Origin of the sequence: Azospirillum lipoferum (assembly GCF_024170005.1) — a bacterium.
GTDB classification, from domain to species: domain Bacteria; phylum Pseudomonadota; class Alphaproteobacteria; order Azospirillales; family Azospirillaceae; genus Azospirillum; species Azospirillum lipoferum.
The window spans coordinates 168,458-192,310 of record NZ_JALJXJ010000002.1 but is presented as its reverse complement, the minus strand read 5'-3'; the positions used below and the strand labels follow the sequence as shown (position 1 = coordinate 192,310).

23 protein-coding genes are annotated in these 23,853 nt (G+C 66.7%); 13 read left to right on the top strand and 10 right to left on the bottom strand.

Annotated features, from left to right (window positions below; all coding sequences use genetic code 11):
• The first annotated feature begins 194 nt into the window (after positions 1-194).
• A complete protein-coding gene (gene recG / locus J2848_RS04790; protein WP_149230216.1) occupies positions 195-2,276 on the top strand; it encodes an ATP-dependent DNA helicase RecG in 2,082 nt (693 codons plus the stop codon).
• Here recG and J2848_RS04785 read toward each other — a convergent pair.
• A complete protein-coding gene (locus tag J2848_RS04785; RefSeq protein WP_149230217.1) occupies positions 2,228-3,007 on the bottom strand; it encodes a DUF502 domain-containing protein in 780 nt (259 codons plus the stop codon). The genes recG and J2848_RS04785 overlap by 49 nt on opposite strands.
• Before the next feature lie 83 nt (positions 3,008-3,090).
• Positions 3,091-3,492, bottom strand: coding sequence for a hypothetical protein (locus tag J2848_RS04780; protein ID WP_149230218.1), 402 nt, complete (start codon positions 3,490-3,492; stop codon positions 3,091-3,093).
• A gap of 213 nt (positions 3,493-3,705) precedes the next feature.
• Between J2848_RS04780 and J2848_RS04775 the strand changes: the two genes are divergently transcribed.
• A complete protein-coding gene (locus J2848_RS04775) occupies positions 3,706-4,464 on the top strand; it encodes a Crp/Fnr family transcriptional regulator (RefSeq protein WP_318604831.1) in 759 nt (252 codons plus the stop codon).
• 113 nt (positions 4,465-4,577) lie between these two features.
• Here J2848_RS04775 and J2848_RS04770 read toward each other — a convergent pair whose 3' ends face one another.
• Together J2848_RS04770 and J2848_RS04765 are read right to left on the bottom strand one after the other, a co-directional pair.
• On the bottom strand, positions 4,578-4,775 hold the full coding sequence (locus J2848_RS04770) for a hypothetical protein (RefSeq protein ID WP_149230219.1): 198 nt from the start codon (positions 4,773-4,775) through the stop codon (positions 4,578-4,580).
• A 46-nt stretch (positions 4,776-4,821) separates the two neighbouring features.
• Complete coding sequence (locus J2848_RS04765) at positions 4,822-5,016, bottom strand: hypothetical protein (RefSeq protein WP_246193710.1); 195 nt, start codon at positions 5,014-5,016, stop codon at positions 4,822-4,824.
• Between the two features lie 261 nt (positions 5,017-5,277).
• Here J2848_RS04765 and hisE point away from each other — a divergent pair, with 261 nt between their 5' ends.
• Positions 5,278-5,697, top strand: coding sequence for a phosphoribosyl-ATP diphosphatase (hisE, locus tag J2848_RS04760; protein WP_149230221.1), 420 nt, complete (start codon positions 5,278-5,280; stop codon positions 5,695-5,697).
• A gap of 58 nt (positions 5,698-5,755) precedes the next feature.
• On the opposite strand, the gene J2848_RS04755 is transcribed toward hisE, so the two are convergent.
• Positions 5,756-7,450: a sensor histidine kinase gene (locus J2848_RS04755; protein WP_149230222.1), complete on the bottom strand. Its 1,695-nt coding sequence runs from the start codon at positions 7,448-7,450 to the stop codon at positions 5,756-5,758.
• 483 nt (positions 7,451-7,933) lie between these two features.
• Between J2848_RS04755 and J2848_RS04750 the strand changes: the two genes are divergently transcribed.
• From J2848_RS04750 to J2848_RS04735, 4 genes are all read left to right on the top strand, one after another.
• Entirely contained in the window at positions 7,934-9,694 is a 1,761-nt protein-coding gene (locus J2848_RS04750) for a hybrid sensor histidine kinase/response regulator (RefSeq protein ID WP_246193711.1), read from the top strand.
• A 116-nt stretch (positions 9,695-9,810) separates the two neighbouring features.
• Positions 9,811-10,362: a SiaB family protein kinase gene (locus tag J2848_RS04745; RefSeq protein WP_149230224.1), complete on the top strand. Its 552-nt coding sequence runs from the start codon at positions 9,811-9,813 to the stop codon at positions 10,360-10,362.
• A gap of 23 nt (positions 10,363-10,385) precedes the next feature.
• Positions 10,386-10,784 (top strand): DUF1987 domain-containing protein, encoded by a 399-nt coding sequence (locus tag J2848_RS04740; protein WP_149230225.1) that lies wholly within the window; start codon positions 10,386-10,388, stop codon positions 10,782-10,784.
• Positions 10,781-11,830 (top strand): sensor histidine kinase, encoded by a 1,050-nt coding sequence (locus J2848_RS04735; RefSeq protein WP_149230226.1) that lies wholly within the window; start codon positions 10,781-10,783, stop codon positions 11,828-11,830. The genes J2848_RS04740 and J2848_RS04735 overlap by 4 nt, the downstream gene beginning before the upstream one ends.
• A 36-nt stretch (positions 11,831-11,866) precedes the next feature.
• Here J2848_RS04735 and J2848_RS04730 read toward each other — a convergent pair whose 3' ends face one another.
• The 4 genes from J2848_RS04730 to ftsH all read right to left on the bottom strand — a co-directional run bounded on the left by J2848_RS04730 (position 11,867) and on the right by ftsH (position 17,054).
• On the bottom strand, positions 11,867-12,628 hold the full coding sequence (locus J2848_RS04730) for a response regulator transcription factor (RefSeq protein WP_149230227.1): 762 nt from the start codon (positions 12,626-12,628) through the stop codon (positions 11,867-11,869).
• A gap of 164 nt (positions 12,629-12,792) precedes the next feature.
• Positions 12,793-14,367: a SpoIIE family protein phosphatase gene (locus J2848_RS04725; RefSeq protein ID WP_149230228.1), complete on the bottom strand. Its 1,575-nt coding sequence runs from the start codon at positions 14,365-14,367 to the stop codon at positions 12,793-12,795.
• Positions 14,364-15,110, bottom strand: a complete 747-nt coding sequence (locus J2848_RS04720) for a substrate-binding periplasmic protein (RefSeq protein ID WP_246193712.1) — start codon at positions 15,108-15,110, stop codon at positions 14,364-14,366. Before J2848_RS04720 ends, J2848_RS04725 begins: the two co-directional genes overlap by 4 nt.
• Before the next feature lie 162 nt (positions 15,111-15,272).
• Positions 15,273-17,054, bottom strand: a complete 1,782-nt coding sequence (gene ftsH, locus J2848_RS04715) for an ATP-dependent zinc metalloprotease FtsH (RefSeq protein ID WP_149230230.1) — start codon at positions 17,052-17,054, stop codon at positions 15,273-15,275.
• A gap of 251 nt (positions 17,055-17,305) precedes the next feature.
• Between ftsH and J2848_RS04710 the strand changes: the two genes are divergently transcribed.
• From J2848_RS04710 to J2848_RS04695, 4 genes are all read left to right on the top strand, one after another.
• Positions 17,306-18,130 carry an ABC transporter ATP-binding protein gene (locus tag J2848_RS04710; protein WP_149230231.1) on the top strand — a complete coding sequence of 275 codons (825 nt, stop codon included), beginning with the start codon at positions 17,306-17,308 and terminating at the stop codon, positions 18,128-18,130.
• 7 nt (positions 18,131-18,137) lie between these two features.
• A complete protein-coding gene (locus tag J2848_RS04705) occupies positions 18,138-18,938 on the top strand; it encodes an ABC transporter permease (protein ID WP_149230232.1) in 801 nt (266 codons plus the stop codon).
• A 36-nt stretch (positions 18,939-18,974) separates the two neighbouring features.
• Entirely contained in the window at positions 18,975-20,003 is a 1,029-nt protein-coding gene (locus J2848_RS04700) for an ABC transporter substrate-binding protein (RefSeq protein WP_149230233.1), read from the top strand.
• A 149-nt stretch (positions 20,004-20,152) separates the two neighbouring features.
• Positions 20,153-20,587: an ArsC/Spx/MgsR family protein gene (locus J2848_RS04695; RefSeq protein WP_149230234.1), complete on the top strand. Its 435-nt coding sequence runs from the start codon at positions 20,153-20,155 to the stop codon at positions 20,585-20,587.
• A 6-nt stretch (positions 20,588-20,593) separates the two neighbouring features.
• On the opposite strand, the gene J2848_RS04690 is transcribed toward J2848_RS04695, so the two are convergent.
• Positions 20,594-20,989: an acyl-CoA thioesterase gene (locus J2848_RS04690; protein ID WP_109085596.1), complete on the bottom strand. Its 396-nt coding sequence runs from the start codon at positions 20,987-20,989 to the stop codon at positions 20,594-20,596.
• Positions 20,990-21,097: 108 nt separating this feature from the next.
• Between J2848_RS04690 and parE the strand changes: the two genes are divergently transcribed.
• Both parE and J2848_RS04680 read left to right on the top strand, forming a co-directional pair.
• Positions 21,098-23,086, top strand: a complete 1,989-nt coding sequence (parE, locus tag J2848_RS04685; RefSeq protein ID WP_149230235.1) for a DNA topoisomerase IV subunit B — start codon at positions 21,098-21,100, stop codon at positions 23,084-23,086.
• Positions 23,087-23,242: 156 nt separating this feature from the next.
• A complete protein-coding gene (locus tag J2848_RS04680) occupies positions 23,243-23,692 on the top strand; it encodes a hypothetical protein (RefSeq protein ID WP_149230236.1) in 450 nt (149 codons plus the stop codon).
• The last annotated feature ends 161 nt before the right edge of the window (positions 23,693-23,853 follow it).

The following is a 23,853-nucleotide window of genomic DNA, read 5'->3' as shown; positions in this document are numbered from 1 at the left end:
TCGGCGGAGCGCGTCCAGGCCGAATTCCAGGCCGACGTTGCCCCCCACCATAGGCCCCTGGCCTTGGGTGCGCTCCGCCGTTCCTTCCTTTCCCCGCCCTCCCTTTTCCCCGGTGCCGTTCAGCAGCCTTGACGCCGCGGGATCCTCCCGGCTTTCTGGTGTCCGTCGAAGGCTTTCCCGGTAGCGTCCCGCCCGTGCGTCCCGCCATCCTGTTTCCGCTGTTCAAACCGGTCACGGCACTCCCCGGCCTCGGCCCCCGTCTGGGCAAGCTGGCGGAGAAGCTTGCCGGCCCCCATGTCGTCGATCTGCTGTGGCATCTGCCCTGCGGCGTGGTCGACCGCCGCTTCTCGCCGAAGATCGCGCAGGCGCCGCACGGCCGCATCGCCACCCTGACCGTGCGCATCGATTCGCACGCGCCGCCGGTGAACCCGCGCCACCCCTACAAGATCCGCTGCACCGACGAGACCGGCGTGCTGGAGCTGGTCTATTTCCACGTCCGCGGCGACTGGCTGTCGAAGCAGATCCCCGCCGGCACCACCATGGTGGTTTCCGGCAAGGTCGAGTGGTTCAACGACACCGCCCAGATCACCCATCCCGACGCCGTCGTCCCGGTCGACGCGAAGGAGGATCTGGAACTGGTCGAGCCGGTCTATCCCATGACCGCCGGCCTGCCGGCCAAGACCCTGCGCAAGGCGGTGCGCGCCGCCCTCAACGATGTTCCGGCACTCGACGAATGGCAGGACCCGGCATGGCTCGCCCGCCGGCAATGGCCGAGCTGGGCCGAGGCGCTGAAGCGCGCCCACACGCCGGAGGACGAGGGCGACCTTGCCGCCACCGCCCCCATCCGCAGCCGCCTCGCCTATGACGAGCTGCTGGCGAACCAGCTGGCGCTGATGCTGGTGCGGGCGAGCCAGCGCCGGCTGGCCGGGCGCGCCACCCAGGGCGACGGCAGCCTGCGCCGTGCCGCTCTGGCCGCACTTCCCTTTTCGCTGACCGGCTCGCAGACGTCCTCGCTGGAGGATATCTATGCCGACATGGCGGCCGAGCGGCGGATGCTGCGGCTTCTCCAGGGCGACGTAGGCAGCGGCAAGACGGTGGTTGCGCTGATGGCGATGCTGAACGCGGTGGAGACCGGCGCCCAGGCCGCCCTGATGGCGCCCACGGAAATCCTCGCCCGCCAGCATGCCGAAAGCCTCGCACCGCTGTGCAAGGCGGCCGGCGTCGAAATCGGTCTGCTGACCGGCCGCGACAAGGGCAAGGCGCGGCAGGCGGTGCTCGACCGGCTGGCCTCGGGCGAACTGCCGCTGCTGATCGGAACCCACGCGCTGTTCCAGGAGGATGTCGCCTTCAAGGATCTGGCGCTGGCGGTGATCGACGAGCAACACCGCTTCGGCGTCCACCAGCGGCTGCAACTGTCGGCCAAGGGTCGGGCGGTCGATGTGCTGGTGATGACCGCCACCCCGATCCCGCGCACGCTCACCTTGACCGCCTATGGCGACATGGACGTGTCGCGCCTGACCGAGAAGCCGGCCGGCCGCAAGCCGGTGCAGACCGTCACCATCGCCCTCGACCGGCTGGAGGAGGTGGTCCACGGCATCCAGCGCAAGGTGGCGGAGGGTGCCAGGGTCTATTGGGTCTGTCCCCTGGTCGACGAATCGGAACAGAGTGACCTTGCCGCCGCGACCGAGCGCCACGCCTTCCTGCGCGCGACCTTCGGTGACCGCGTCGGGCTTGTCCACGGCAAGATGCGCGGGCTGGACAAGGATGCGGTGATGGCCGCCTTCTCCGAGGGCAGCCTGGACGTGCTGGTCGCCACCACGGTGATCGAGGTCGGCGTCAACGTGCCGGAAGCGACGGTGATGGTGATCGAGCATGCCGAACGCTTCGGCCTCGCCCAGCTTCACCAGCTGCGTGGCCGGGTCGGGCGTGGCGAGAGGCCGTCGAGCTGCCTGCTGATGTTCGACTCCAACCTGACCGAGACGGCGCGGGCGCGGCTGAAGACCCTGCGCGACACCGAGGACGGCTTCGTCATCGCCGAGGAGGATTTGCGCCTGCGCGGCGCCGGCGAGGTGCTGGGCACCCGTCAGTCCGGCCTGCCCGGATTCCGGCTGGCCGATATCGCGGTGCATGGCGACCTGCTGGCGGTGGCGCGCGACGACGCCCGGCTGATCGTGGACCGGGATCCCGACCTCGCCAGCCCGCGCGGGCAGGCGTTGCGGACCTTGCTCTACCTCTTCGAACGCGACGCGGCGGCCAAGACCTTGCGGTCGGGCTGATCGTTGTCGTCGCCATGGTCGGCCGGCGTCTCCACCAGGGTGGGACGGCGATCGGGCGGGACGACGATGCCGCCGGACATCACCAGCTTCAGCCCGTCCTCGACCGTCATGTTCAGCACGGTCACGTCGCGCCGCGGCACCATCGCCAGATAGCCGGCGGTGGGCGGCGCGCAGGGGATGAAGACGTTGACGATGTCCTCGGCCTCCCCGGCCAGCTTCACCTGCACCTCCGGATGGGCGCTGCCGGTGATGAAGCCCAGCGACCACACGCCGGGGCGCGGATACTGGATCGCCACCACCTCGCGGAAGGCGTTCGACTTCTTCGCCAGCACCGTTTCGAAGATCTGCTTCACCCCGCCATAGACGGAGCGGACGACCGGCATGCGCCCGACCACCCCTTCGCCGACGCCCAGCACCAGCCGTCCGACATAGCCGGCGGCGAAGGCACCGATCAGCGTCACGGCGATGATGACCACCAGCACGCCGATGCCGGGAATCGAGAAGGGGAGGTAGTTCTCGGGATTGTATGCGCTGGGGATCAGCGGCCGGATATAGCCGTCGATCAGCGAGACGAACCACCAGGCGATATAGACGGTGATGGCGATGGGGGCCGTCACCAGGATGCCGGCCAGGAAATAGGCCCGCAGGCGCCCCATCAACCCGATGCCCTCACGGCGGTGCCGCGCCGGCTCCGCCGGCTGGCCCTTCGGTTCAGTCTGATCTCCGCTCACGCCTGCCCATCCGCCGATCGTCCAACCGCGCCATAGTGGGGCAAGCGCCGTCCGCTCTCAACTGCCGCGTATGGGGAACCGCTTCAGCCGACCAGCGATCCGGCGATCACGCACAGCAGGGTGACGGCCCCGGCGATGGCGGCGCCGTCGACATGGTTGGGGAAGGCGCGCCAGAATTCATCCCGGGAGACCGGTTCCGGGGCGTCGTATTCGTCCATCGACAGGCCGGCGGCGAGGCTGCCGCAGGTGTGGTCGGCGATGGCGCCCGACAGATGGGCCATGGCGACGGCGAGATAGCAGAACTTCACGAAATCCAGCAGGAAGCCCAGCGTGCTGCTCGCCTCGCCCAGCGGGCTGGCGGTGAAACCGGTGGCGGCGACCGTGCTCGCCATGGCGATGGCCGCCGCGAAGGGGATCAGCGCGACCGACAGCAACCGTTGCGGGTCGATGCGGCGGGCGGTGGGCACGGGGAACAGGCTCGGCATGGTCGGCGCTCCGGGCAACGATGAAAGGTGCGGATGGAAAGATCGGCGAGGTGTCGTTCCCTTCTGCGCGCTCGGCGTTAACGGAGGGTTGACACAGGCCATAGGTCACAGCGCCTTCCACCTTTGCGCAGGTCACGCTATCCTTTGGCGCAATATACAGTCCGGGGCGAAGCCGGAACTTTCGGTGCCCAAGGCCGACATGACGAAACCCGCATGACGAAATCCGCTAGCCCGGCCGATGCGCCGGCCGCCAGTCCGGCCGCCATGCCGGCAGATGCGCCGGTTGCCGGCCTGGACCGCATCGAACTGCTGCGTCCGCTGTCCGCCGATCGGCGAGCCGCCGTCGCGCGCCAGTGCCGCTGGCGCCGCTTTGCTCCCGACGAGCAGCTGATCGACCATTGGGCCGATACCCGCGACGTCGCCTTCGTGGTCGAAGGGCGGGTGCGGGTGCTCAGCCACTCGGCCGGCGGGCGCGAGATCAGCTTCAGCGATGTCGAGGCGGGAGAACTGGTGGGGGAGATGTCGGCGCTGGACGGGCGCCCGCGCTCCGCATCGGTGGTGGCGCTGGGGGAGGGCGCCTTGATCGCCTTCCTGCCGGCGAAGCCCTTCCAGTCTCTGGTGACCGCCCACCCGGAGGTGGCGATGGCGATGATGCTGCGTCTGTGCGACAAGCTGCGCGGCGCCACCGACCGCATCATGGAACTGTCGACTCTCGGCGCCAACAACCGCGTCCATGCCGAACTGCTGCGTCTTGCCAAGCGTGGCTCGCGGCAGGGGGCGTCCGCGATCATCGCGCCGATCCCCGTCCATTCCGACATTGCCGCCCGCGTCAGCACAACGCGTGAAACCGTCGCCCGCGTGCTGAGCGATCTGACCCGAGACGGAATGCTGGAACGCCGTCCCGACGCGCTGGTGGTGCGCGACCTGTCGCGGCTGGAAATGCTGGTCGAGGATGTCCGCGGCGGCGCCTGAGCGCTGGCAGAAGAGCGAGCCCAAAAAACGAAAAGGCCGCGGCCGCCCGAATGGTCGGGCCATGCCGCGGTTGCCTTTCAAACCCTCAGAACTTTTTTGCTTTTTTGCCGCGGTCAGCGGTGCAGGGACTGGAACAGGATCCCCACCGGGGTCGCCTTGGCCCATTCCGTCAGGAATGCACCGACCGGACGCAGCAGGATCGCGGCGGGGGTGGCTTCCAGCCAATCGGCTGCGAAGTCGCGGACCGGATGCAGCGACGGGGTCTCGCCATGGACGTGGTGGTCGCCGTGATGAAGGCTGAGGATGCTCATGATCGTCTCCGTTGGATTGGATATCGAAAGCGGGGCAGGCGGGATATCAGCGCTTCAGCAGGCCGAGCAGGATGCCGGCCGGAGTGGCGGCGGCCCATTCGCGCAGGAAGGCGCCGACCGGGCGCAGGACCAGATAGGCCGGGGTGGCTTCGAACCAGGCCACCGGGAATTCGGCGACGGCATGCAGAGCATCGGTCGAAGCGTGGTTGTCGGTGCCGGGCTGGAAAGTGGTGGTGGTCATGATCGTCTCCATCGGGCTGTTGAGGAGACTATATACTGGTATACCCAATGCCAAATACGTTTGCTTTGCATTGCTGGATGCCGCAAAAATTACAGCTATACAGAGATTTCCTTCGGCGAATAGTTGCCATCAAAATCAATCAGCACCACGAACCATAATCCTGTGGCGGAGCCGTCCGGATTGCTCCAACCGCGAGCGTAAAATATTCGGACGACCAACCAACATCTTGACAGTGCGGCCTTAAAAAACGACTTCAGGTTCATGATCCAGTACATCGGTCCCGATCCCCTCCGCAGCCTCTACGACGCCGTCCAAACCATGCGGCGCGAACCGTCCGCCGTTCCCGAGACTTCCCGTACCGGAAAGCTGCTGGCGCAAGGCCGTACCCGCATGGCACGCAAGGTGGGGGAGGAGGCGATCGAGGTGGCGATCGAGGCGATGCGCGGCGACCGCGGCGCGCTGGTGATGGAGGCGGCTGACCTCCTGTACAATCTGGTGGTCCTGCTGGCCGATCTGGATATAGCCCCCGATGAAATCCTGGCGGAACTCCGGCGGCGTGAACTCGCCTACGGCATCGCCGAGAAGCTTCCGAAGTCCGACGACCCGATCAACGGCGTTGCCGTCAGCCCTGCCAAACCGCTTCCGGCCAAAACCAATCCCGCCAAGCGCTGCAAGCGTTAGAGTGCGATCGGTTCAGACGGAATCGTCTGAAGCGTGAATCGCACGGAAAATCAGATGACTAGACGACGTCCCCGTCCTGCGGGAAGACCAGATCGAACCGCGTGCCAGCACCCCGGGTGAAGTGGTATTCGCCGCGGATTTGCCGGGTGAATGCCCGGATCAGGTCCATGCCCATCGACCGCCGGCCAGGTGCGCCGGCGTCCTCCGGCACCGGCGCGCCGGTGCCGTCATCGACGATGGTCAGGTGCAACGAACCGCTTTCCGCCGTCACCATGATGTCGATGGTGCCGGAACAGCGGCCGGCGAAGGCATGCTTGTAGGCGTTCGACACCACCTCGTTCAGGATCAGGGCGAAGGGTACCACCCGGTTCAGGTCGAGGCTGAGCGGTTCCACATGGTGCCTGATCGCGATGTCGCGGCCCGGGCGGTTGTGGAAGCTGTTGAGGTGCCCGGCCAGCGCCTCCACGAAATTGTCGAGCCGGACGGCCGACACCCCGGTGGAGCGGTAAATCTGTTCGTGGATCAGCCCCATGGTGTTGATTCGGGTCAACGCCTCGCTGAACGGCGCCTCCAATTCCGGTGCGCGCTGTGCCTGCAACTCCAGCAGGCTGAGGATGACCTGCAGATTGTTCTTCACCCGGTGATGGATGTCGCGCACCAGCACTTCCTTGTCGGCGAGTGCTTGGTCGAGGTGGCGTGTACGGTCGGTGATGCGGCCCTCCAGTTCCTCGTTGGCCCGGCGCAGCGCCTCCTGCGCATCGGCGGCCTGCCGCGACCGGCGCAACGCGATTCCGCCCAGCAGGCAGAGCAGACCCAGCGCCGGAACCGCGGTCAGGACATAAGGCAGTACCCGGTCGCGCCATGCCGTCTCGATGGAGGCGACGTCCGTGCCATAGACGACATAGACCGGCAGGTCGGGCACCTTGCGGCGGGCCAACACCCGCTCGACCCCGTCGAAGGGCGTCACCGTCCGAAAGACGCCGTCCCGGTCGGGGATCGAGATCAGATCCGGGAAACGGCCGATGTCGGTACGGTCATCCGGGGCGTTCAGCGGATTGCGGACCAGAACCTCGCCATCCTCCCGCATCAGCAGGATCACATCATGCGACCCATGCAGGACCGAGCGGTAGAAGTCGGCAAAGTAGCTGGGAAGCAGGGAGATCTGCGCCACCCCCTGGAATCGCCGGTCGGGCAATTCCATCCGGCGGCTGAGGGTGAAGAAGAGATCCGACACGATCTTGCCGTTCAGCCTGGGGCCGATGTGGATCGTGGCGCCGGGCTTCAGATGCGCGCGGAAATACTCGCGGTCGGCGGCGGTCAGCGGACGCATCGGCCACTCGTAACTGCTGGCGCGCACCCGCCCGGTCTCGTCGGTGATCCAATAGGACTGGACCTCCGGCGTCTGTGACGCCATGGCCTTCAAACGCTCGTACAGCAGGGGGGAGCCGTCGATCCGCTCCCAGCCGAGGTCGTCCACCATCCATTCCATGTGCGACAGGGTGGCGGCGTGGATGCCCAGCGTCTTGGCCGCATGTTCTTCCAGGACGCGGGCGATGGCGATGCTGCGGTTCTCCGCTTCGGCGATCACTTGGGTGTGGTATTGGTAACCCGAGAACACCAGCAGGGCGGCGGTGAGCCCCAGGGCCACCGCCAGCAGGGCCGCGACCGCCAGGGACGCCGCCTTGCGTGCGCCCCGCCCCGCATCCCGGCTTCCCGCGGCATGTGCATCCTGTTCGAAGCCGGCAGGGGTCATCGGAGCGAGGTGGTCCGTTCATGGAGTGGATTGGGCAGGGGCCGAGAATAGCTCAACCGCCGCTGCTCGTCATCCGACAACTATGTCGAGATAAACTAACTTTATATCTCTCCGTATGGTGGATGCGCCTTGGTCCAGCCCGACATGGGCCCCGACTGCCCTGATGGCCCGGCCGCTTCCGGCGTGGGAGCATCCCTGCGGCGAACCAAAGGGAAGCGGGCATCAATAGGCCGAGCCGGCAGCCGCATCATGGTTATCGCCATCACCACGCTGTCCATTGCACAGCTTCCGTTATGTGCCGGCATAACGAACTCTTGCACAACATTGACGATGCCCCACGACACTCCTCCTTCATATGCGACAAATTGAAACTAATGCTGCCAATCCAGCCGATCGGACTTGGAACCGGCACCGTACAGTGGTTCCATCATGGCTGGGAGCGGGTGGGCTTGCGCAGGGTTACGGGGGCAACGGATGACGGGGATGGACGGAGGGCTGGACGACGAGTTGCTGTTCGGCCCGGAGGACGGGGCCGTGACCACGGCAATGCCCAACCGTGTCTCCGGCTTGCCCTGGCCGGTCCTGGTGGTGGACGACGATCCCCAGGTCCACGCCATGACCGCGGTGCTGCTGCGTGACTTCGACTTCGACGGACGCCCGTTCGAGGTGGTGAGCGCCTTGTCGGCGGAGGACGCCAAAGTCGTCCTCGCCCGGCGGCCGGACCTGCCGGTCGCCCTGCTCGACGTGGTGATGGAGACGGAGGACGCGGGCCTGAAGCTGGTCCGCCACATCCGGGAGGAGTTGGGCAACCGCCGCATGCGCATCATCCTGCGCACCGGCCAGCCCGGGCAGGCGCCGGAACGCGACGTCATCGTCGGCTACGATATCAACGACTACAAAGCCAAGAGCGAGCTCACCGCCCAGCGCCTGTTCACCACCCTGGTCAGCGCGCTGCGCGCCTGGCGCGACATCGTGACGATCGAGCGCAACAGGCAGGGGCTGGAGCGGATTCTCAGCGCGTCGGCCCCGCTGTTCGAGATGCGGCCGATGCGCAGCTTCGTCGAGCGGCTGGCGGAACAGATCGCCCAGGTCGTCGATCACGGCAGCGCGCCGGCGGTGCTGGCCTGCCGGCCGGTGGCGCGGGCTGACGGCGGCCTGACCGTCGAACTCGTCGCCGGTCTGGGTCCGTTCGCCCGCAGCATCGGCATGCCGGTGGGCGACGTCCTGTCCGCGGCGGCGGCGGCGGAGGTGGCGGATGCCCTGACCACCCAGCGCAACCTCTACCACGACGACCGCTGCGTCCTGGCCTTCCGCACGCGCGAGCATGGCGTCACCGTCTTCCGGCTGGAGCGGGCGGAGCCTTATACCGCCGACGAGCAGCGCCTGCTGGAGCTGTTCTGCAACCGGGTCGCCATCGGTTTCGACAATGTCTGCCTCTACGAGGAGCTGATGGCGCTGAACCGCTCGCTGGAGCAGCGGGTGGAGGAGCGCACGGTCGAACTGGCGGCCAACCAGAAGGCGCTGATCCTGGCGAAGGAGCGGGTGGAGCGGGCGCTGGAGCGCGAACTGCTGGCGCGCGACCAGCAGCGCCAGTTCCTGGGCATGGTCAGCCACGAATTCCGTACGCCGCTCGCCATCATCGACAGCGCGGCGCAGCTTCTGGCGATGCGCGCGGGGCAGGTGGAGCCGGAGATGCTGGAACGGCTGGCGGTGATTCGCGGCAGCGTGCAGCGCCTGACCGGCCTGATCGACGCCCATCTGACCGATGAGCGGATGCAGAGCAACGCCCTCGTGCTCGAACGGGCCGAGATCGATCTGCCGGAACTGATCCGCACCGTCGTCCAGCCTTTCCGCGTCGCCTATCCCGACCGTGAATTCCGGCTGACCCTGGACAGGCTGCCGCGGCGGGTGGAAATCGACGCCAATCTGATCGGTCTGGTGATCAGCAACCTCGTCAACAACGCCGTCAAATATTCCGGACCGGGCGGTCCGATCGCCCTCAATGGCGACTCCGATGGCGCCATGGCGGTGATCGAGGTGACCGACCAGGGTCGCGGCATCCCCGAATCGGAGCTTCCGCGCCTGTTCGACCGCTTCTTCCGCGGGTCGGGCGCGTCCGGCGTGCCGGGCACCGGAATCGGGCTGCATACGGTCCAGCAGATCGCCCTGCTGCATGGTGGTGCTGTCGCCGTCGACAGCAAGCTGGGCCGGGGATCGACTTTCCGGGTCGTGCTGCCGGTGTGACGCTGCGAGATGGCTCGGCAGCCATAAATTTCCTGCCCGAAAGTCTATGGCCCTTTGACATAGGAAATGAGATAGTCGGCGCAATTCGGGTACCGGTGGAACATCAGGCCGCAACCATGCTCGCCCAGCAGTATGCGTCGATTAAGCGCGATCTCGACGAAAAGGGGATCGTGTTCTCATTCAGCGGATACTTGTCGGAAGGGATACTTTATTCCCTGGGGGAGGCGCTGCGCGAGAAGATGGCCTTGGAAGCGGCCGATGGGCCCACCATTCGACGCGTCTTTTCGGTCTTCGTCGAGCAGATGCAAAATATCATCCGCTATTCGGCGGAAAAGATGTCGGGCACCGCCGGCCGTGCGGTGGAGCTCAGCGCCGGCATGGTCACCATCGGCATGGAGCGCGGCAAGGTCTTCATTGTTTGCGGCAACACTGTGCGCAACAGCGAGGTCCCCCGTCTGAAGGAGCGGCTGGATCATCTGAAGAGCCTGGATCGCGACGGCATCAAGACCTACTACCGCGAGCAGCTTCGCGAGGAGCCCGACGATGGCAGCCGCGGCGCGACCCTGGGGCTGATCGAGATCGCCCGGCGGGCAAGCGATCCCATCGATTATGATTTCGATGCGATGGACGCCGAGCGCAGCTTCTTCTGCCTGAAGGTCCGCGTATGAGCGGCCGAAGCGAGCGACACGCCATGGACAGCCTGACCATTCCCGCCACCGGACGCACGCCCGGCGTGTCGTTTGACTTCGTCGGCGGCCATTTACGCATGACCGGCGAGTCCTATCCCGACGACGTCGCCGGTTTCTTCGGCCCGGTGTTCGAGGCGTTGCGCGGTTTCCTCGGTCGTCCCGACGGCGGTCCCGTCCACTTCGATATGGAGCTTCTCTACTTCAACAGCTCCAGCGCCAAGGCGCTGATGAACATCTTCCAGATGCTGGAGACGGTGGCCAGGAGCGGGCGGCCGGTGACGGTGACCTGGTGCGTCGAGGAGAACGACGACTCCATGCGCGAGCTGGGCGAGGATTTCGCCGAGGATCTGCGCCACGTCGTTTTCCGGATGCGGGAGATGCCCGCCGGTGGGGCTCCATGAGCTTCAACCTCTTCGCCGCGGAGGAGGCGGCCCTCGCCAAGGCCCGCGCGCTGGACAAGAAGCTTGGCGCGCTGGCGCCCGATTGCCTGCGGGAATTCCGCGAACTGGTCGCCGCCTTCGAGCTCAGCACACGGGAGCAGCAACGTCTGGTGCGGGTCAGCGACCGACTGCAGGCCCAATTGAGCGACGCCAACCACGAGCTGGAACGCCGGAGGAACGAGGCGGAGGCGGCGCTGGATCGGCTGCGCGACGCGCAGGAGGCGATGATCCAGTCGGAAAAGCTGGCCTCCCTCGGTGCGCTGGTCGCCGGCGTCGCCCACGAGATCAACACGCCGGTCGGCATCGCCGTCTCCTGCGCCTCGCATCTGGCCGACGCTACCCAGGCGATGCGCCGTCGCGCTACCGACGGCGAGTTGAGCAAGGCGGAGTTCGCGCGCTACCTGTCCACCGCGGTCGACACCACCGACCTGATCCTCGGCAATTGCGAGCGGGCGGCGCAGTTGATCGCCGGCTTCAAGCAGGTGGCGGTCGACCGCGCCAGTGCTGCACGGCGCAGCGTCAACCTCGCCGCCTACATCCAGGACACGCTGGTCAGCCTTCAGCCGAAGCTGCGCCCGTCCGGCCACGCGGTGGCGGTCAGTTGCCCTGCCGACCTGGAGCTGGACAGCTATCCCGGCGTGCTGTCGCAGATCCTGTCTAATCTGGTGATGAACGCCCTGACCCACGCCTTTGCCGACGGCAGGGCGGGGGACATGGCGATCATGGTGGATTGTCCGGATGCGGACACTGTCCGCCTGTGCTTCACCGACAACGGCCTCGGCATGAGCGAGGAGCATCGCGCCCGGGTGTTCGAACCCTTCTTCACCACCCGGCGCGGCCGTGGCGGCAGCGGGCTCGGACTGCACATCGTCCACAATCTGGTGGTGGGCGTGCTGATGGGCGCGATCACGGTTGACAGCGCACCAGACCGCGGCACCCGCTTCACCCTGCTGTTCCCCCGCCGGACCCCCGACCGGGATCTGTCGGTTGAGGACATGGCGATATAGGAACGGCGATATGGGAAGGGGCGTGATGGAACCGGCTCAGCCCTGGGCCGCGCCGATCACCCGGATCGGAGCGGAGAAGACGTAGCCGACGCCATGCACCGACTTCAAGGGAGCCGGACCACCGATTGCGCCCTCCACCTTGTGGCGCAGGCGGCCGACGACCGTGTCGATGGAGCGGTCCTCCGGGTTCCAGCGGCGATTGTATAGCGCCTGCGAGATCTGGTCGCGCGTCGCCGGCTTGCGGGCCTGGGCGGCCAGCAGGCTGGTCAGCTTCATCTCCATGCTGGTCAGGCTGATGCGGACGCCGGCAGGATTGGTCAGGCTCCATTCCGTGGGGTCCAGCGACCAGCGCGCCTCGTCCACCCCATCGCCGGCGGTGTCGACGGATGCAGCACCATTGGTGGACTGGGCGGCCGATTCGGCGGCACGTTCGCTCAAGCGGCGCAGCAGCGACTTCACCTGCGCCTCCAACTCGCGAAGCTCCACCGGCTTCACCAGATAGGCGTCGGCACCGATCTCCAGCCCGACGACGCGATCGACGGTGGAGCTGCGGGCGGTGACCATGATGATGCCGGCGCCATGGCCATCGCGCAGCCTCGCCGCGATCTTGAAGCCGTCCTCGTCCGGCAGGTTGACATCCAGGATGACGATCGCGGCGCTGCGGGTCTGCAGAAGCCGGTCCAGTTCCGTCCCGTCGCGTGCGCCGATGGCATCGAATCCGCAGCTCGACAGATACTCGACCATGTCGGACCGCAGTGAATTCTCATCTTCGACCACGACGATCGTCGGACCGGCCATGCCGTACTCTCCCTATCACCACTCCAGCGGGTGCAACATACCCCAGAATGCCTAAATTTTAAAACAAACTTGAGTAGCAGCCAGCACTCCTGGCATGCTTGCGTCACAACCCGTCACAATAGGTGACATCTCTGTAACAGATTCGCACAAACGGTCCAGGGATTTTACGCGGCGCGGCGGCCGGAGCCTGCACTGGAGGCTGCGACTGCGTCCATCAACCGTACGCGAAAGCCGAAAAAGGTGATGTCGTCACGCTGTTCCCGGCTGCCCTGGAACTGGTCCAGCGAGCTTTCCAGATCGCTCTTTACCCGGTCGAGCGGGCCGTCGCCACCCTGGTTCAGCAGCGCACGCAGCCTGATCCGGCCGAAGCTGCGCCCGTGCTCCCCGCCATTCTGGTCCACCAGCCCGTCGCTGCCCATCAGGAAGGTCTGGCCGGGCCGCAGGGTGATGCTGTGGTTGGTGAAGGGCGACTCGGCGCCATCCGCGACGGCTTCGATGGCTGTCGGGCGATAGCCCAGGCTTCGGCGGTCGCCGCGCAGTTCCGTCACGCCGCCGTCGGTGACGACCAGCAGCGGGATGCGGGCGCCGGCGAAGACCAGCTTTCCCTCGGCCGGACGGATGTGACACAGCCCGAGGTCCAGGCCGTTGTCGAAACAGTCGGTTCCGCCGCGCGCCTCCTCCTCCTGGTGCAGGGCGGCGCGGACCTTGCGGTCGACGGCGGCCAGCACGGCGGCCGGGTCCCCGGCACCCAGCAGGTCCAGCACATTGTTCAGAATGGCACTGGCGGTCATCGTCATGAAGGCGCCGGGCACGCCATGGCCGGTGCAGTCGGCAACGGCTATCACAAAGCCGTCCGCCACCTCTCGGCAGACATAGAAATCGCCGCTGACCACGTCGCGCGGACGCCACAGCACGAAATGCTCGGTCAGACCGGCCGAAAGCGTGTCGGCGGACGGCAGGATGGCGGATTGGATCAACTGGGCGTAGTTGATGCTGTCCATGATGGCGCGGTTGGTGGCGGCCAGCGCCTCCGTCCGCTCACGGACGCGGCTTTCAAGCGTGCTGGTGTGGTCCTGCACCGTTGCCGCCATCCGGTTGAAGCCGTCGGCCAGAACGCCGATTTCGTCGTCCCGACCGGTATTCATGCGGGCGCCGTAATCGCCGCGCGCCATGGCGCTGGCCAATTGGGTCAACCGGCGCAGCGGCCGCAGCACCATGCGGTCCAGCGTCAGGCCCAGCGCTGCCATCGCCCCCAGCAGCGACAGCAGAAGCAGTCCGGCCACCGGGATCAGCGCGTCCAGCGTGGCCTGCCGCACCTCGGCCGTCGAATAGGCGATGCGCAGATTCCCAACCGTCTGGACCCGGCCCTCGCGCCCATGCAGCACGATAGGCCGTTCCACCGTGATGATGCCGGCACCGTCCTCCAGTGTTCCGGCAGCGGTGCGCGCCAGCGGCTCTTCGCGATCGCTTTCGAAGACGGCGATGGAGCGGATGGCGGGGTCGCGACCGGTCAGCGCTTCGATCATGCGCTGGGCACCTCGGTTGTCCAGCTCCCACACCGGACCGCTCAGCGCGTCGGCCTGGGTGGCGGCGACCAGTTCGGCCCGGCGCAGCAGATCCTGGTGGCGCTGTCCCTCGACGATGTGATCCGACAGCAGCATCGCGGCGCTGCCGATACTGGCTGTTGTCAGCAGGATGGCTCCGGCCACCCGCGCCAGCAGGGAGGATCGCCGCTTCACGACAGGATCCCGCTGCGCCGCCAAAGCGTCTCCAACTGCCCGTCGGCTTCCAGCCGGTCGAGCAGCGTATTGAGCCAGCCGGCGGTGACCGCCGTGCCGTGCCGGGTCAGGATGGTGTGTTCGTAAATCTGGTCGGTGCGCTCGGACACCAGGATCTGGCGGGCCAGCTCCGGCTCGCGCTGAAGGAAGCGGGTCAGGAAGGACCGGGTGACGATGGCGAGGTCGGCGCGGCCGGCGGCGACGCTGCGGACATTGCCCTCATGCGTCACCGTGACGCGGGTGCGATAGCGCTGTTCCAGCTGCTTGGGGTCCGCATCGAAGCCGGCAAAGGCATAGTGATAGCCCAGCCGCCCCAGAATCGTCTTCCCGCTCAGATCATCGAAATATCGCTGGTCAATCCCCGGAGCAGCCCTGGCGACGAATACTTCCGCATCGCGCAGGAAGGGGCGGGTCGCTTCGACCGGCCGGTCCTGCCAGCCCCAATCGCGGCATTCGAAAGCGATCATGTCGAACCGCCCCTGATCCAGATCGTCATAGCGCCGCTGCGGGGCGGTTCTGACCATCTCGAACCGGAATTCGCCCTGCGCGCCGTTCAGCAGCTCCAGCAGGTCACGCGTGACGCCCCCGCCCGTTTCGTCGACGTAGGGCGGGAATTCATAGGCGCCGACCCGGACCACCGTTGCCGACGATTGGGCCAGGACGGTGTGCGCCGGCAGGAAGGGCAGGGCGGAGAGAAGAGGCAACGCGGTTCTCAAAACCGTGCGGCGGGATAGCGGCCCCGTCATCGCGCCCCTCTCGTGTTACTTCGAAACGATTAGGATCAGTCTACCCCCGTATGCACTCATGCCGCAATGCAGGACATTTCCTTATCAAGACCCTGCCTTTCTTCGAAGGGGCCCACTCTGTCAGGCCGCCTCGGTGGCGCGCTCCGTCTCGCTGTCGGCCAGGGCGGCGATCTCGTCGCCGCTCAGCGTCTCACGCTCCAGCAGGCCCTGGGCGATGCCGTCCAGGGCGGCGCGGTCGGTGCGCAGCAGACGGCGGGCATGGTCCATGCCTTCGTCGGTGATGCGGCGGACCTCCTCGTCGATGCGCCACGCTGTCCGCTCCGACCGCGCTCCCGGCTCCGCCGCCGCATGGGCGACAAAGCCGATCTCCTCGCTCATCCCCCAGGCGGTGACCATGCGGCGGGCGAGATCGGTGGCTGCGCGGAAATCCGCCTCGGCCCCGGTGGTGACCTGATCGGGACCGAAGGCGATCTCCTCCGCCGCGCGGCCGGCCATGGCGACGGCGATGTCGGCCATCAGCTTGGCGCGGGAGACCGACACGCGGTCGCCCTCCGGCAGCCGTACCACCATGCCCAGTGCGCCGCCGCGCGGGATGATGGTGGCCTTGTGGATCGGGTCGGCCTGTGGGCAGCGCAGAGACACCAGCGCGTGGCCGGCCTCATGCACCGCGATCAGCCGCCGCTCGTGCGCCGTGAGGGCGAGGCTCCGCCGCTCCGTGCCCATCAGGACCCGGTCCTTGGCGGCCTCGTAATCCGCCATCGTAACGACGACCCGCCCCTGGCGTGCCGCCGACAAGGCCGCTTCGTTGGTCAGATTGGCAAGCTCGGCACCGGAGAAGCCCGGCGTGCCGCGTGCCACCGTGCGGGTGCAGACGTCGGGAGCCAGCGTCAGGCGGCCGGCATGGACGCCCAGGATGGCCTCGCGCCCGGCGACATCGGGCAGGCTGACATGGATGTGGCGGTCGAAGCGGCCGGGGCGCAGCACGGCGGGATCCAGCATCTCCGACCGGTTGGTGGCGGCGATCACCACCACTTCGCCACCTTCGACAATGCCGTCCATCTCCACCAGAAGCTGGTTCAGCGTCTGCTCGCGTTCGGAATGGCTGGTCGATTCGCCACGCTTGCCGGCCAGCGCGTCGATCTCGTCGATGAACAGGATGCAGGGGGCATTGGCGCGGGCGGTCTTGAACAGGCCGCGGACGCGCGCCGCTCCCAGACCGACAAACATCTCGACGAAGTCCGACCCCGACGCGGCGAAGAAGGGAACGCCCGCCTCACCCGCCGCCGCCTTGGCCAGCATGGTCTTGCCGGTGCCCGGCGGGCCGACCAGCAGGATGCCCTTCGGCACGCGGGCGCCGGCCATGGCGAAGCGGCGCGGGTCCTTCAGGAACTGCACGGTCTCGCGCAGTTCCTCCTTGGCCTCGTCCACGCCGGCCACGTCGGCGAAGACGGTCTTGGTGTCCTCCGGCCGCACGCGGGTGGCGCGGCCCATGCCGAAGAACTGTCCGCCACTCATCAGCAGCCCGCCGATCAGCAGGGCCACGACCACGAAGGGAGCGGCACGGTCCAGCACGCCCACCGTCTGCGCCATCAGCCCGCCCGGCCCCTCGTCGAAGGCGATGGCAACCTTGTGGGCGCGCATTTCCTTCAGCAGATCGTCGGTCACCGGCATGACGACGCGGTAGCGGCTGCCGTCGGTGCCGACCGCATGGCCGGTGCCGTTGGCGAAGGTGATCGAGCTGAGTTCACCCTGCCCGGCCTGTTCGATCAGCGCGCTGTAGGTGGCCGGCCGTTCCTCCGCCCGCTGGTGATGATCGTACCAGGCGGCGAAGCCGAGCCACGCGGCAAGCAGGGCGGCCAAGACGGCAAGCGCGATCAACGGGCGTTTCGGCAGCGTGGGCATGTCGGCTCCGCGAAGGGAAAGGGACTGGCTTTCGATCTATGCCATAGATGACATCATTGATGCTGGAGGGCAGGGCGTCCCGGCAACCGATAAGGGCCCGCGTCCCTTCTTTGACACCGTAAGCGGTGCATTTCCGGAATGGCTCCCTTCGGAATCTACGGAGATCTCAAGCGGTTGCCGATAGGCTCCTCTTCGGACAGTATGGTCCTCCAACCAAAGCGCACCGCCCGAACCATAAGGACCATAAAGACATGGCCGAGGCCGCCGCCGCGGCGCCCGCCCTCCAGTTGGAAGGCGTGACCTGCACCTTTCCCTCACCCGACGGCCGGGGACGTTCCTACACCGCCGTCCAGGGTGCCAGCTTCACCGTCGCCGATGGAGAGTTCGTGTCGATCGTCGGCCCGACCGGCAGCGGCAAATCGACGATGCTGAATGTCGCCGCCGGCCTGCTGAAACCCAGCGAGGGCCGCGCGCTCTCCTTCGGGCAGCCGGTGACCGGCATCAATCCCAAGGCCGGCTACATGTTCCAGGCCGAGGCGCTGATGCCCTGGAAGTCGGCGCTCGACAATGTCGCCGCCGGGCTGGAGTTCCGCGGCGTGTCGAAGGCGGAGGCGCGGGAGCGCGCGATGCCCTGGCTGTCCCGCGTCGGGCTGGAGGGGTTCGGCGACCGTTTCCCGCACCAGCTCTCCGGCGGCATGCGCAAGCGGGTGGCGCTGGCCCAGACGCTGATCGTCGATCCGAAGATCATCCTGATGGACGAGCCCTTCTCGGCGCTCGACGTCCAGACCCGCCAGATGATGGAGAACGAGCTGCTCGATCTGTGGGCGGCCGACCGCAAGTCGGTGGTCTTCATCACCCACGACCTGGAGGAGGCCATCGCCATGTCCGACCGGGTGCTGGTGCTGTCGGCCGGGCCGGGATCGCGGCTGATCGGCGAATACCGCATCGACCTCGACCGGCCGCGCGATGTGGCGGAAATCCGCATGACCCCGCAGTTCCTCGCCCTGCACCAGGAGATCTGGGCGCAGCTGCGCGACGAGGTGCTGAAGGGCTACGCCCAGACCAAGCTGCGGTGACGACATCATGAGATCCCACGCCAAACGCCTGCCCAGCCGTCCGGTCATCCTGCTTCTGCAACTGGGCGTCCTGATCGCCTTCTTCCTGATCTGGCATGTCCTGACCGACACCAAGATCCTCAGCCCCTTCTTCTTCGGCACGCCGGGAGCGGTTCTCGCCCGCACCTGGGCCGACTTCGCCTCGGGCGTCATCTGGTACCATCTCGGGATCACGCTGCTGGAAACGGCGCTGGCCTTCGTCATCGGCACGGTTGCCGGCATCGCCTTCGGCTTCTGGTTCGCCCGGGCGCCGTTGGTTTCCGTCGTCTTCGACCCCTACATCAAGGCGGTCAACGCGCTGCCCCGCGTGGTGCTGGCACCGATCTTCGCGCTGTGGCTCGGCCTCGGCATCTGGTCGAAGGTGGCGCTCGGGGTGACGCTGGTCTTCTTCATCGTCTTCTTCAACGTCTACCAGGGTGTGAAGGAGGTCAGCCCGGTGGTGCTGGCCAATGCCCGCATGCTGGGCGCCAGCTCCCGCGACCTGTTCCGCCACGTCTATCTGCCCTCGGCGCTGTCCTGGGTCTTCTCCTCGCTGCACACCGCCGTCGGCTTCGCCATGGTCGGTGCCGTGGTGGGCGAATATCTCGGCTCCGCCGCCGGGCTCGGCTACCGCATCCATCAGGCGGAGGGTGTGTTCGACACGGTCGGCGTCTTCTCCGGCATGCTGGTGCTGACGATCTTCGTCGTCCTGATCGATGCCGCCGTCACCGTGATCGAGAAACGGCTTCTGCACTGGCGCCCGCAGGATACCAGCGGCGGGCAGCACTGAAATCTGAACGGAAATCCAATTGGGGGGAGGAAACCCATGAAGCTCAAATCGCTGATCGCGGCCGCCGCGGTCGCCCTCACTCTCGGGACGGCCGGTCTGGCCGCAGCCCAGCAGAAACTTGAGAAGACCGACATCAAGATCGCCGTCGGTGGCAAGCCGCTGCTCTATTACCTGCCGCTGACGCTGGCGGAGCGGCTCGGCTACTTCAAGGAGGCCGGGCTGAACGTCGAGGTCAGCGACTTCGGCGGCGGCGCCAAGAGCCTTCAGGCCCTCGTCGGCGGCTCCGCCGATGTCGTCACCGGCGCTTACGACCACACCATTCAGATGCAGGCCAAGGGTCAGCCGATCGTTGCCGTGACGCAGCTCGGCCGCTATCCCGGCATCGTCCTGGCATCGGTCAACAAGGCGGGCACCGTCAAGTCGGTGAAGGACCTGAAGGGCAAGAAGGTCGGCGTCACCGCCCCCGGCTCCTCGACCAATTTCATGCTGAACTATGTCCTGACCTCGCTCGGCATGAAGCCGGAGGATGCGTCGGTCATCGGCGTCGGCGGCGGCCCCAGCGCCATTGCCGCCATCAAGCGCGGCGAGATCGACGCCATCGTCAACCTCGACCCGGTGATCAGCCAGGCCCAGGCCGACGGCGACATCACCATCCTGGCCGATACCCGCACGGAAAAAGGCACGATGGACGTCTATGGCGGCCCTTATCCCGCCGCCGTGCTCTATATGAAGCCGGACTTCATCAAGGAGAACCCGAAGACCACCCAGGCGCTGGCCGACGTCTTCGTCCGCACCATGCTGTGGCTGAACAAGGCCAGCACCGACGACGTGCTGAAGGTCCTGCCGGAGGAATATTTCCTGGGCAACAAGTCGCTTTATGCCCAGGCCTTCGAGCATTCCAAGCCGACCTACTCGCCCGATGGCCGCTTCACCCAGGACGGCGCTGATGCCGCGCTGAAGGTGCTGAAGGCCTTCGATCCGGCTGTGGCATCGGCCAGCATCGACCTGTCCAAGACCTACACCAACCAGTATGTCGAGGATGCCCTGAAGCGCCTCCAGAAGTGAGCCTTGCCGCCCGCTTCGAAATACCCATAGAAAAAATGTGGGCGCGGCATTCTGTCGCGCCCTTTTTCATGCCGCACCGCCGTTAGACTGGACGAAATCGGTCCTGATTTCCCCAGATCAGGATCTCCCACCAGACAGCGGAGTGCCCCATGGCCGAAGTGATTTTCTACGGACTGGCCGGTTGCCCGGCGAATGCCAAGCAGAAGCAGCAGTTGGCTTCCGCCGGCCATACGCTGGTCGAACGCGACCTCGCTACCGCCGAACTGACGGCGGCTGATCTCCGCGCCTTCTTCGGCGACAAGGAGGTGGATGCCTGGTTCAACCGCCGCGCCGCCGCGATCAAGTCCGGCGCCGTCACCCCCGACGCCATCGACGAGTCTGCGGCGCTGGTGGCGATGCTGGCCGACCGCGACCTGATCCGCCGCCCGCTGATCCAGGTCGGCGACCGCCGCGAGGCCGGCTTCGACCCGACCACGCTGCATGGCTGGATCGGCCTGACCTCCGGCGAAAGCTGCGACGACAAGCACGCCCGCGGCCAGTGCGACCACGGCCACCAGCATTTCGTCAAGGCGCCGGCAGCGTAACAGGCCTTACTCCGGCGGCACTTCGCGCGGCTTGCGGTCCTCGCCGATGGCGACATAGGTGAAGACGCCTTCCGTCACCTTGATCGGGTCGGAGCCGGAACGTTCACGCCGCACCCAGGTCTCGATGCGGACGCGCAGCGACGTGCGGCCGACCTTCTCGATCCGGGCGAAGCAGCTGACCTCGTCGCCGACGAAGACCGGCTTGTGGAAGGTCATCGCCTCGATCCCGACGGTGGCGACACGGCCGTGGCTGCGCCGCACCGCCACCGTCCCGCCGGCCAGATCCATCTGCGCCAGCAGCCAGCCGCCGAAGATGTCGCCGTTCGGATTGGTGTCCGCCGGCATCGCAATGGCCCGCAACGCCGGGCCGTTGTCGAAGTCGTATCCGTCCGCTGCGCTCATGCTTCCTCCGGCGTCAAAAAAATTTCGTCCACAAAACCATGCGGCGACGCAGTATAAGCGGCCCAGGACGCGCTTGCGCACCCCTGACGAAATTCCTATCATCCCGTCATGAGCGATCTTTTCGAGAACACGGCCCCCAAGGCCGACAGCTATTCCGCCCAGGACATCGAGGTTCTGGAGGGGCTGGAGCCTGTCCGGCGCCGGCCGGGCATGTATATCGGCGGCACCGACGACCGTGCGCTGCACCATCTGGTGGCCGAGGTGCTGGACAACGCCATGGACGAGGCGGTGGCTGGCCATGCCAGCCGAATCGACCTTGAGCTGGCTGCCGACGGCACGGTGATGGTGCGCGACAACGGGCGCGGCATCCCCATCGACGACCACCCGAAATATCCGGGCAAGTCGGCGCTGGAGGTCATCATGACCACGCTGCACTCCGGCGGCAAATTCTCCAACAAGGTCTATCAGACCTCGGGCGGCCTGCATGGCGTCGGCCTGTCGGTGGTGAACGCCCTGTCGGACCGGCTGACCGTCGAGATCGCCCGCGAAAAGCAGCTCTACGTCCAGGAGTACAGCCGCGGCCTGCCGCAGGGGCCGCTGGCCCATCGCGGCAACGTCAACCGGCGTGGCACCACCATCCGCTTCCACGCCGACCCGGAAATCTTCGGCGAGACCGCTCATTTCGAGCCGCACCGGCTCTACCGGCTGGCGCGCTCCAAGGCCTACCTCTACCGCGGCGTCGAGATCCGCTGGATCTGCGACCCGTCGCTGCTGTCGGTTGATGCCACCACCCCGGCGTCGGAGACGCTGCATTTCCCCGGCGGGCTTCAGGACTATCTGAATGCCGCGCTGAAGGACCGCAAGACCCTGACTCCGTCGCCCTTCGCCGGCGCGCTCGACTTCCCCAATGGCCAGGGCCGGGTGGAGTGGGCGGTGGCGTGGCCCGATGATGACGAGGGCTTCTCGCACACCTACTGCAACACCGTGCCGACCCCACTGGGCGGCACCCACGAGGCCGGCCTGCGCACCGCGCTGACCCGCGGCCTGAAGGCCTATGGCGAGCTGACCAGCAACAAGCGCGCCGGTCAGGTCACCGCCGACGACGTGATGGGCGACGCCTGCGTCCTGCTGTCTGTCTTCATCCGCGAACCGCATTTCCAGGGCCAGACCAAGGAAAAGCTGGTGACGGCGGAGGCGCAGCGCCTCGTCGAGACCGCGGTGAAGGACCATTTCGACCATTGGCTGTCCGGCGATCCGCAGAGCGCCAACGGCCTGCTCGAGCGCCTGATCGAGAAGGCCGAGGAGCGGGCGCGCCGTAAGCAGTCGAAGGAAATGACGCGCAAGTCGGCCACCCGCCGCCTGCGCCTGCCCGGCAAGCTGGCGGATTGCTCGCGCAACTCCCCCGAGGGCACGGAACTGTTCCTGGTGGAGGGCGACTCGGCCGGCGGCTCCGCCAAGCAGGCACGCCAGCGCGAGACCCAGGCGATCCTGCCGTTGCGCGGCAAGATCCTGAACGTCGCCAGCGCGTCGGTCGACAAGATGAAGGCCAACCAGGAGCTGAACGATCTGGTGCAGGCGCTTGGCTGTGGCGTCGGCAAGGACTTCTCGACCGACAAGCTGCGCTACGAGCGGGTCATCATCATGACCGACGCCGATGTCGACGGCGCCCACATCGCTTCGCTGCTGATGACCTTCTTCTACCGCGAGATGCCGGGCCTGATCCAGGAGGGCCACCTCTACCTCGCCCTGCCGCCGCTCTACCGGCTCAGCCACGGCAACAAGCAGGTCTACGCCCGCGACGATGCCCACAAGGACGAGCTGCTGTCGAAGATGTTCAAGGGCAAGAAGCCCGACATCAGCCGTTTCAAGGGCCTGGGCGAGATGATGCCGGCCCAGCTGCGCGACACGACGATGGACCCGTCCAAGCGCTCGCTGCTGCGCGTGGTAGTTCCCAACGCCGCCGACCCGGAGGAAAAGCCGGAATGCGAGCGCACGCGGTCGCTGGTGGAGGACCTGATGGGCAAGCGACCGGAACTGCGCTTCAAGTTCATCCAAGACAATGCCAAGTTCGTGAAGGCCGACGACATCGACGTGTGATGGCGATAGCCCGGCGTTGCCTTTAATCGCATATGCCACCCTCTCCCCCCCCGGGAGAGGGTGATTCCCGCCACAGGCAATGATCCGCTGCACCTCTCCGCATTGCTGCAAAGATCGAGGATATCGTTCAAGGCTATGCCGTCCGGGAGCGTGAAGATGACCGACGACCTGACTCGCCGTCCTGGAACGCTGGCCGAGGCCGTCCGGCGCTGTAAATCCGGACAGCAGACCTTCTCGGTGGCGTTGGGCGAGTTCCTCGACGAATTCTACATGGACCGTGACTCAGGCAGCCGGTATGCCCGCGTCCAGGATCCTCCGGACCAGCTTGGCGACGATGTCTTCGACGCCTATGCCGGCGCGGTCGGCGAACATCTGGTGCGACGCTGGCGCCTCGGCACGCCGCCGGACTGGACCGAAGTCCCTGCCGCTTCCTGCGCCGCCCCTGGTTTCCACCGGGCGTGCAAGCTGAAAAGCCGATCCTGCTGGTCGAAAGCCCGATGGCCTTCCGCCGCCGGATGCTGTTCGTCGAGGCCGAACCCCTGCGGCGGGCCCGGATGCCGCATGACGACCGCTGGCGTGCGTATGAATATCTGCGCACGGGCCTGATGCCGGACGAGGATATGGCGAACCCGGATTGAGGTTGGCTCCCGGGTAGAAGAGTCCACAACAATTTCCCGGTTATGGGGACCGCTTTCCCTGGTTTATCATCCGGAGGACGGCCATTCCGGGGCTTTTCTCGCGGACCACGGCCGGTTCCCGCAGGAGAC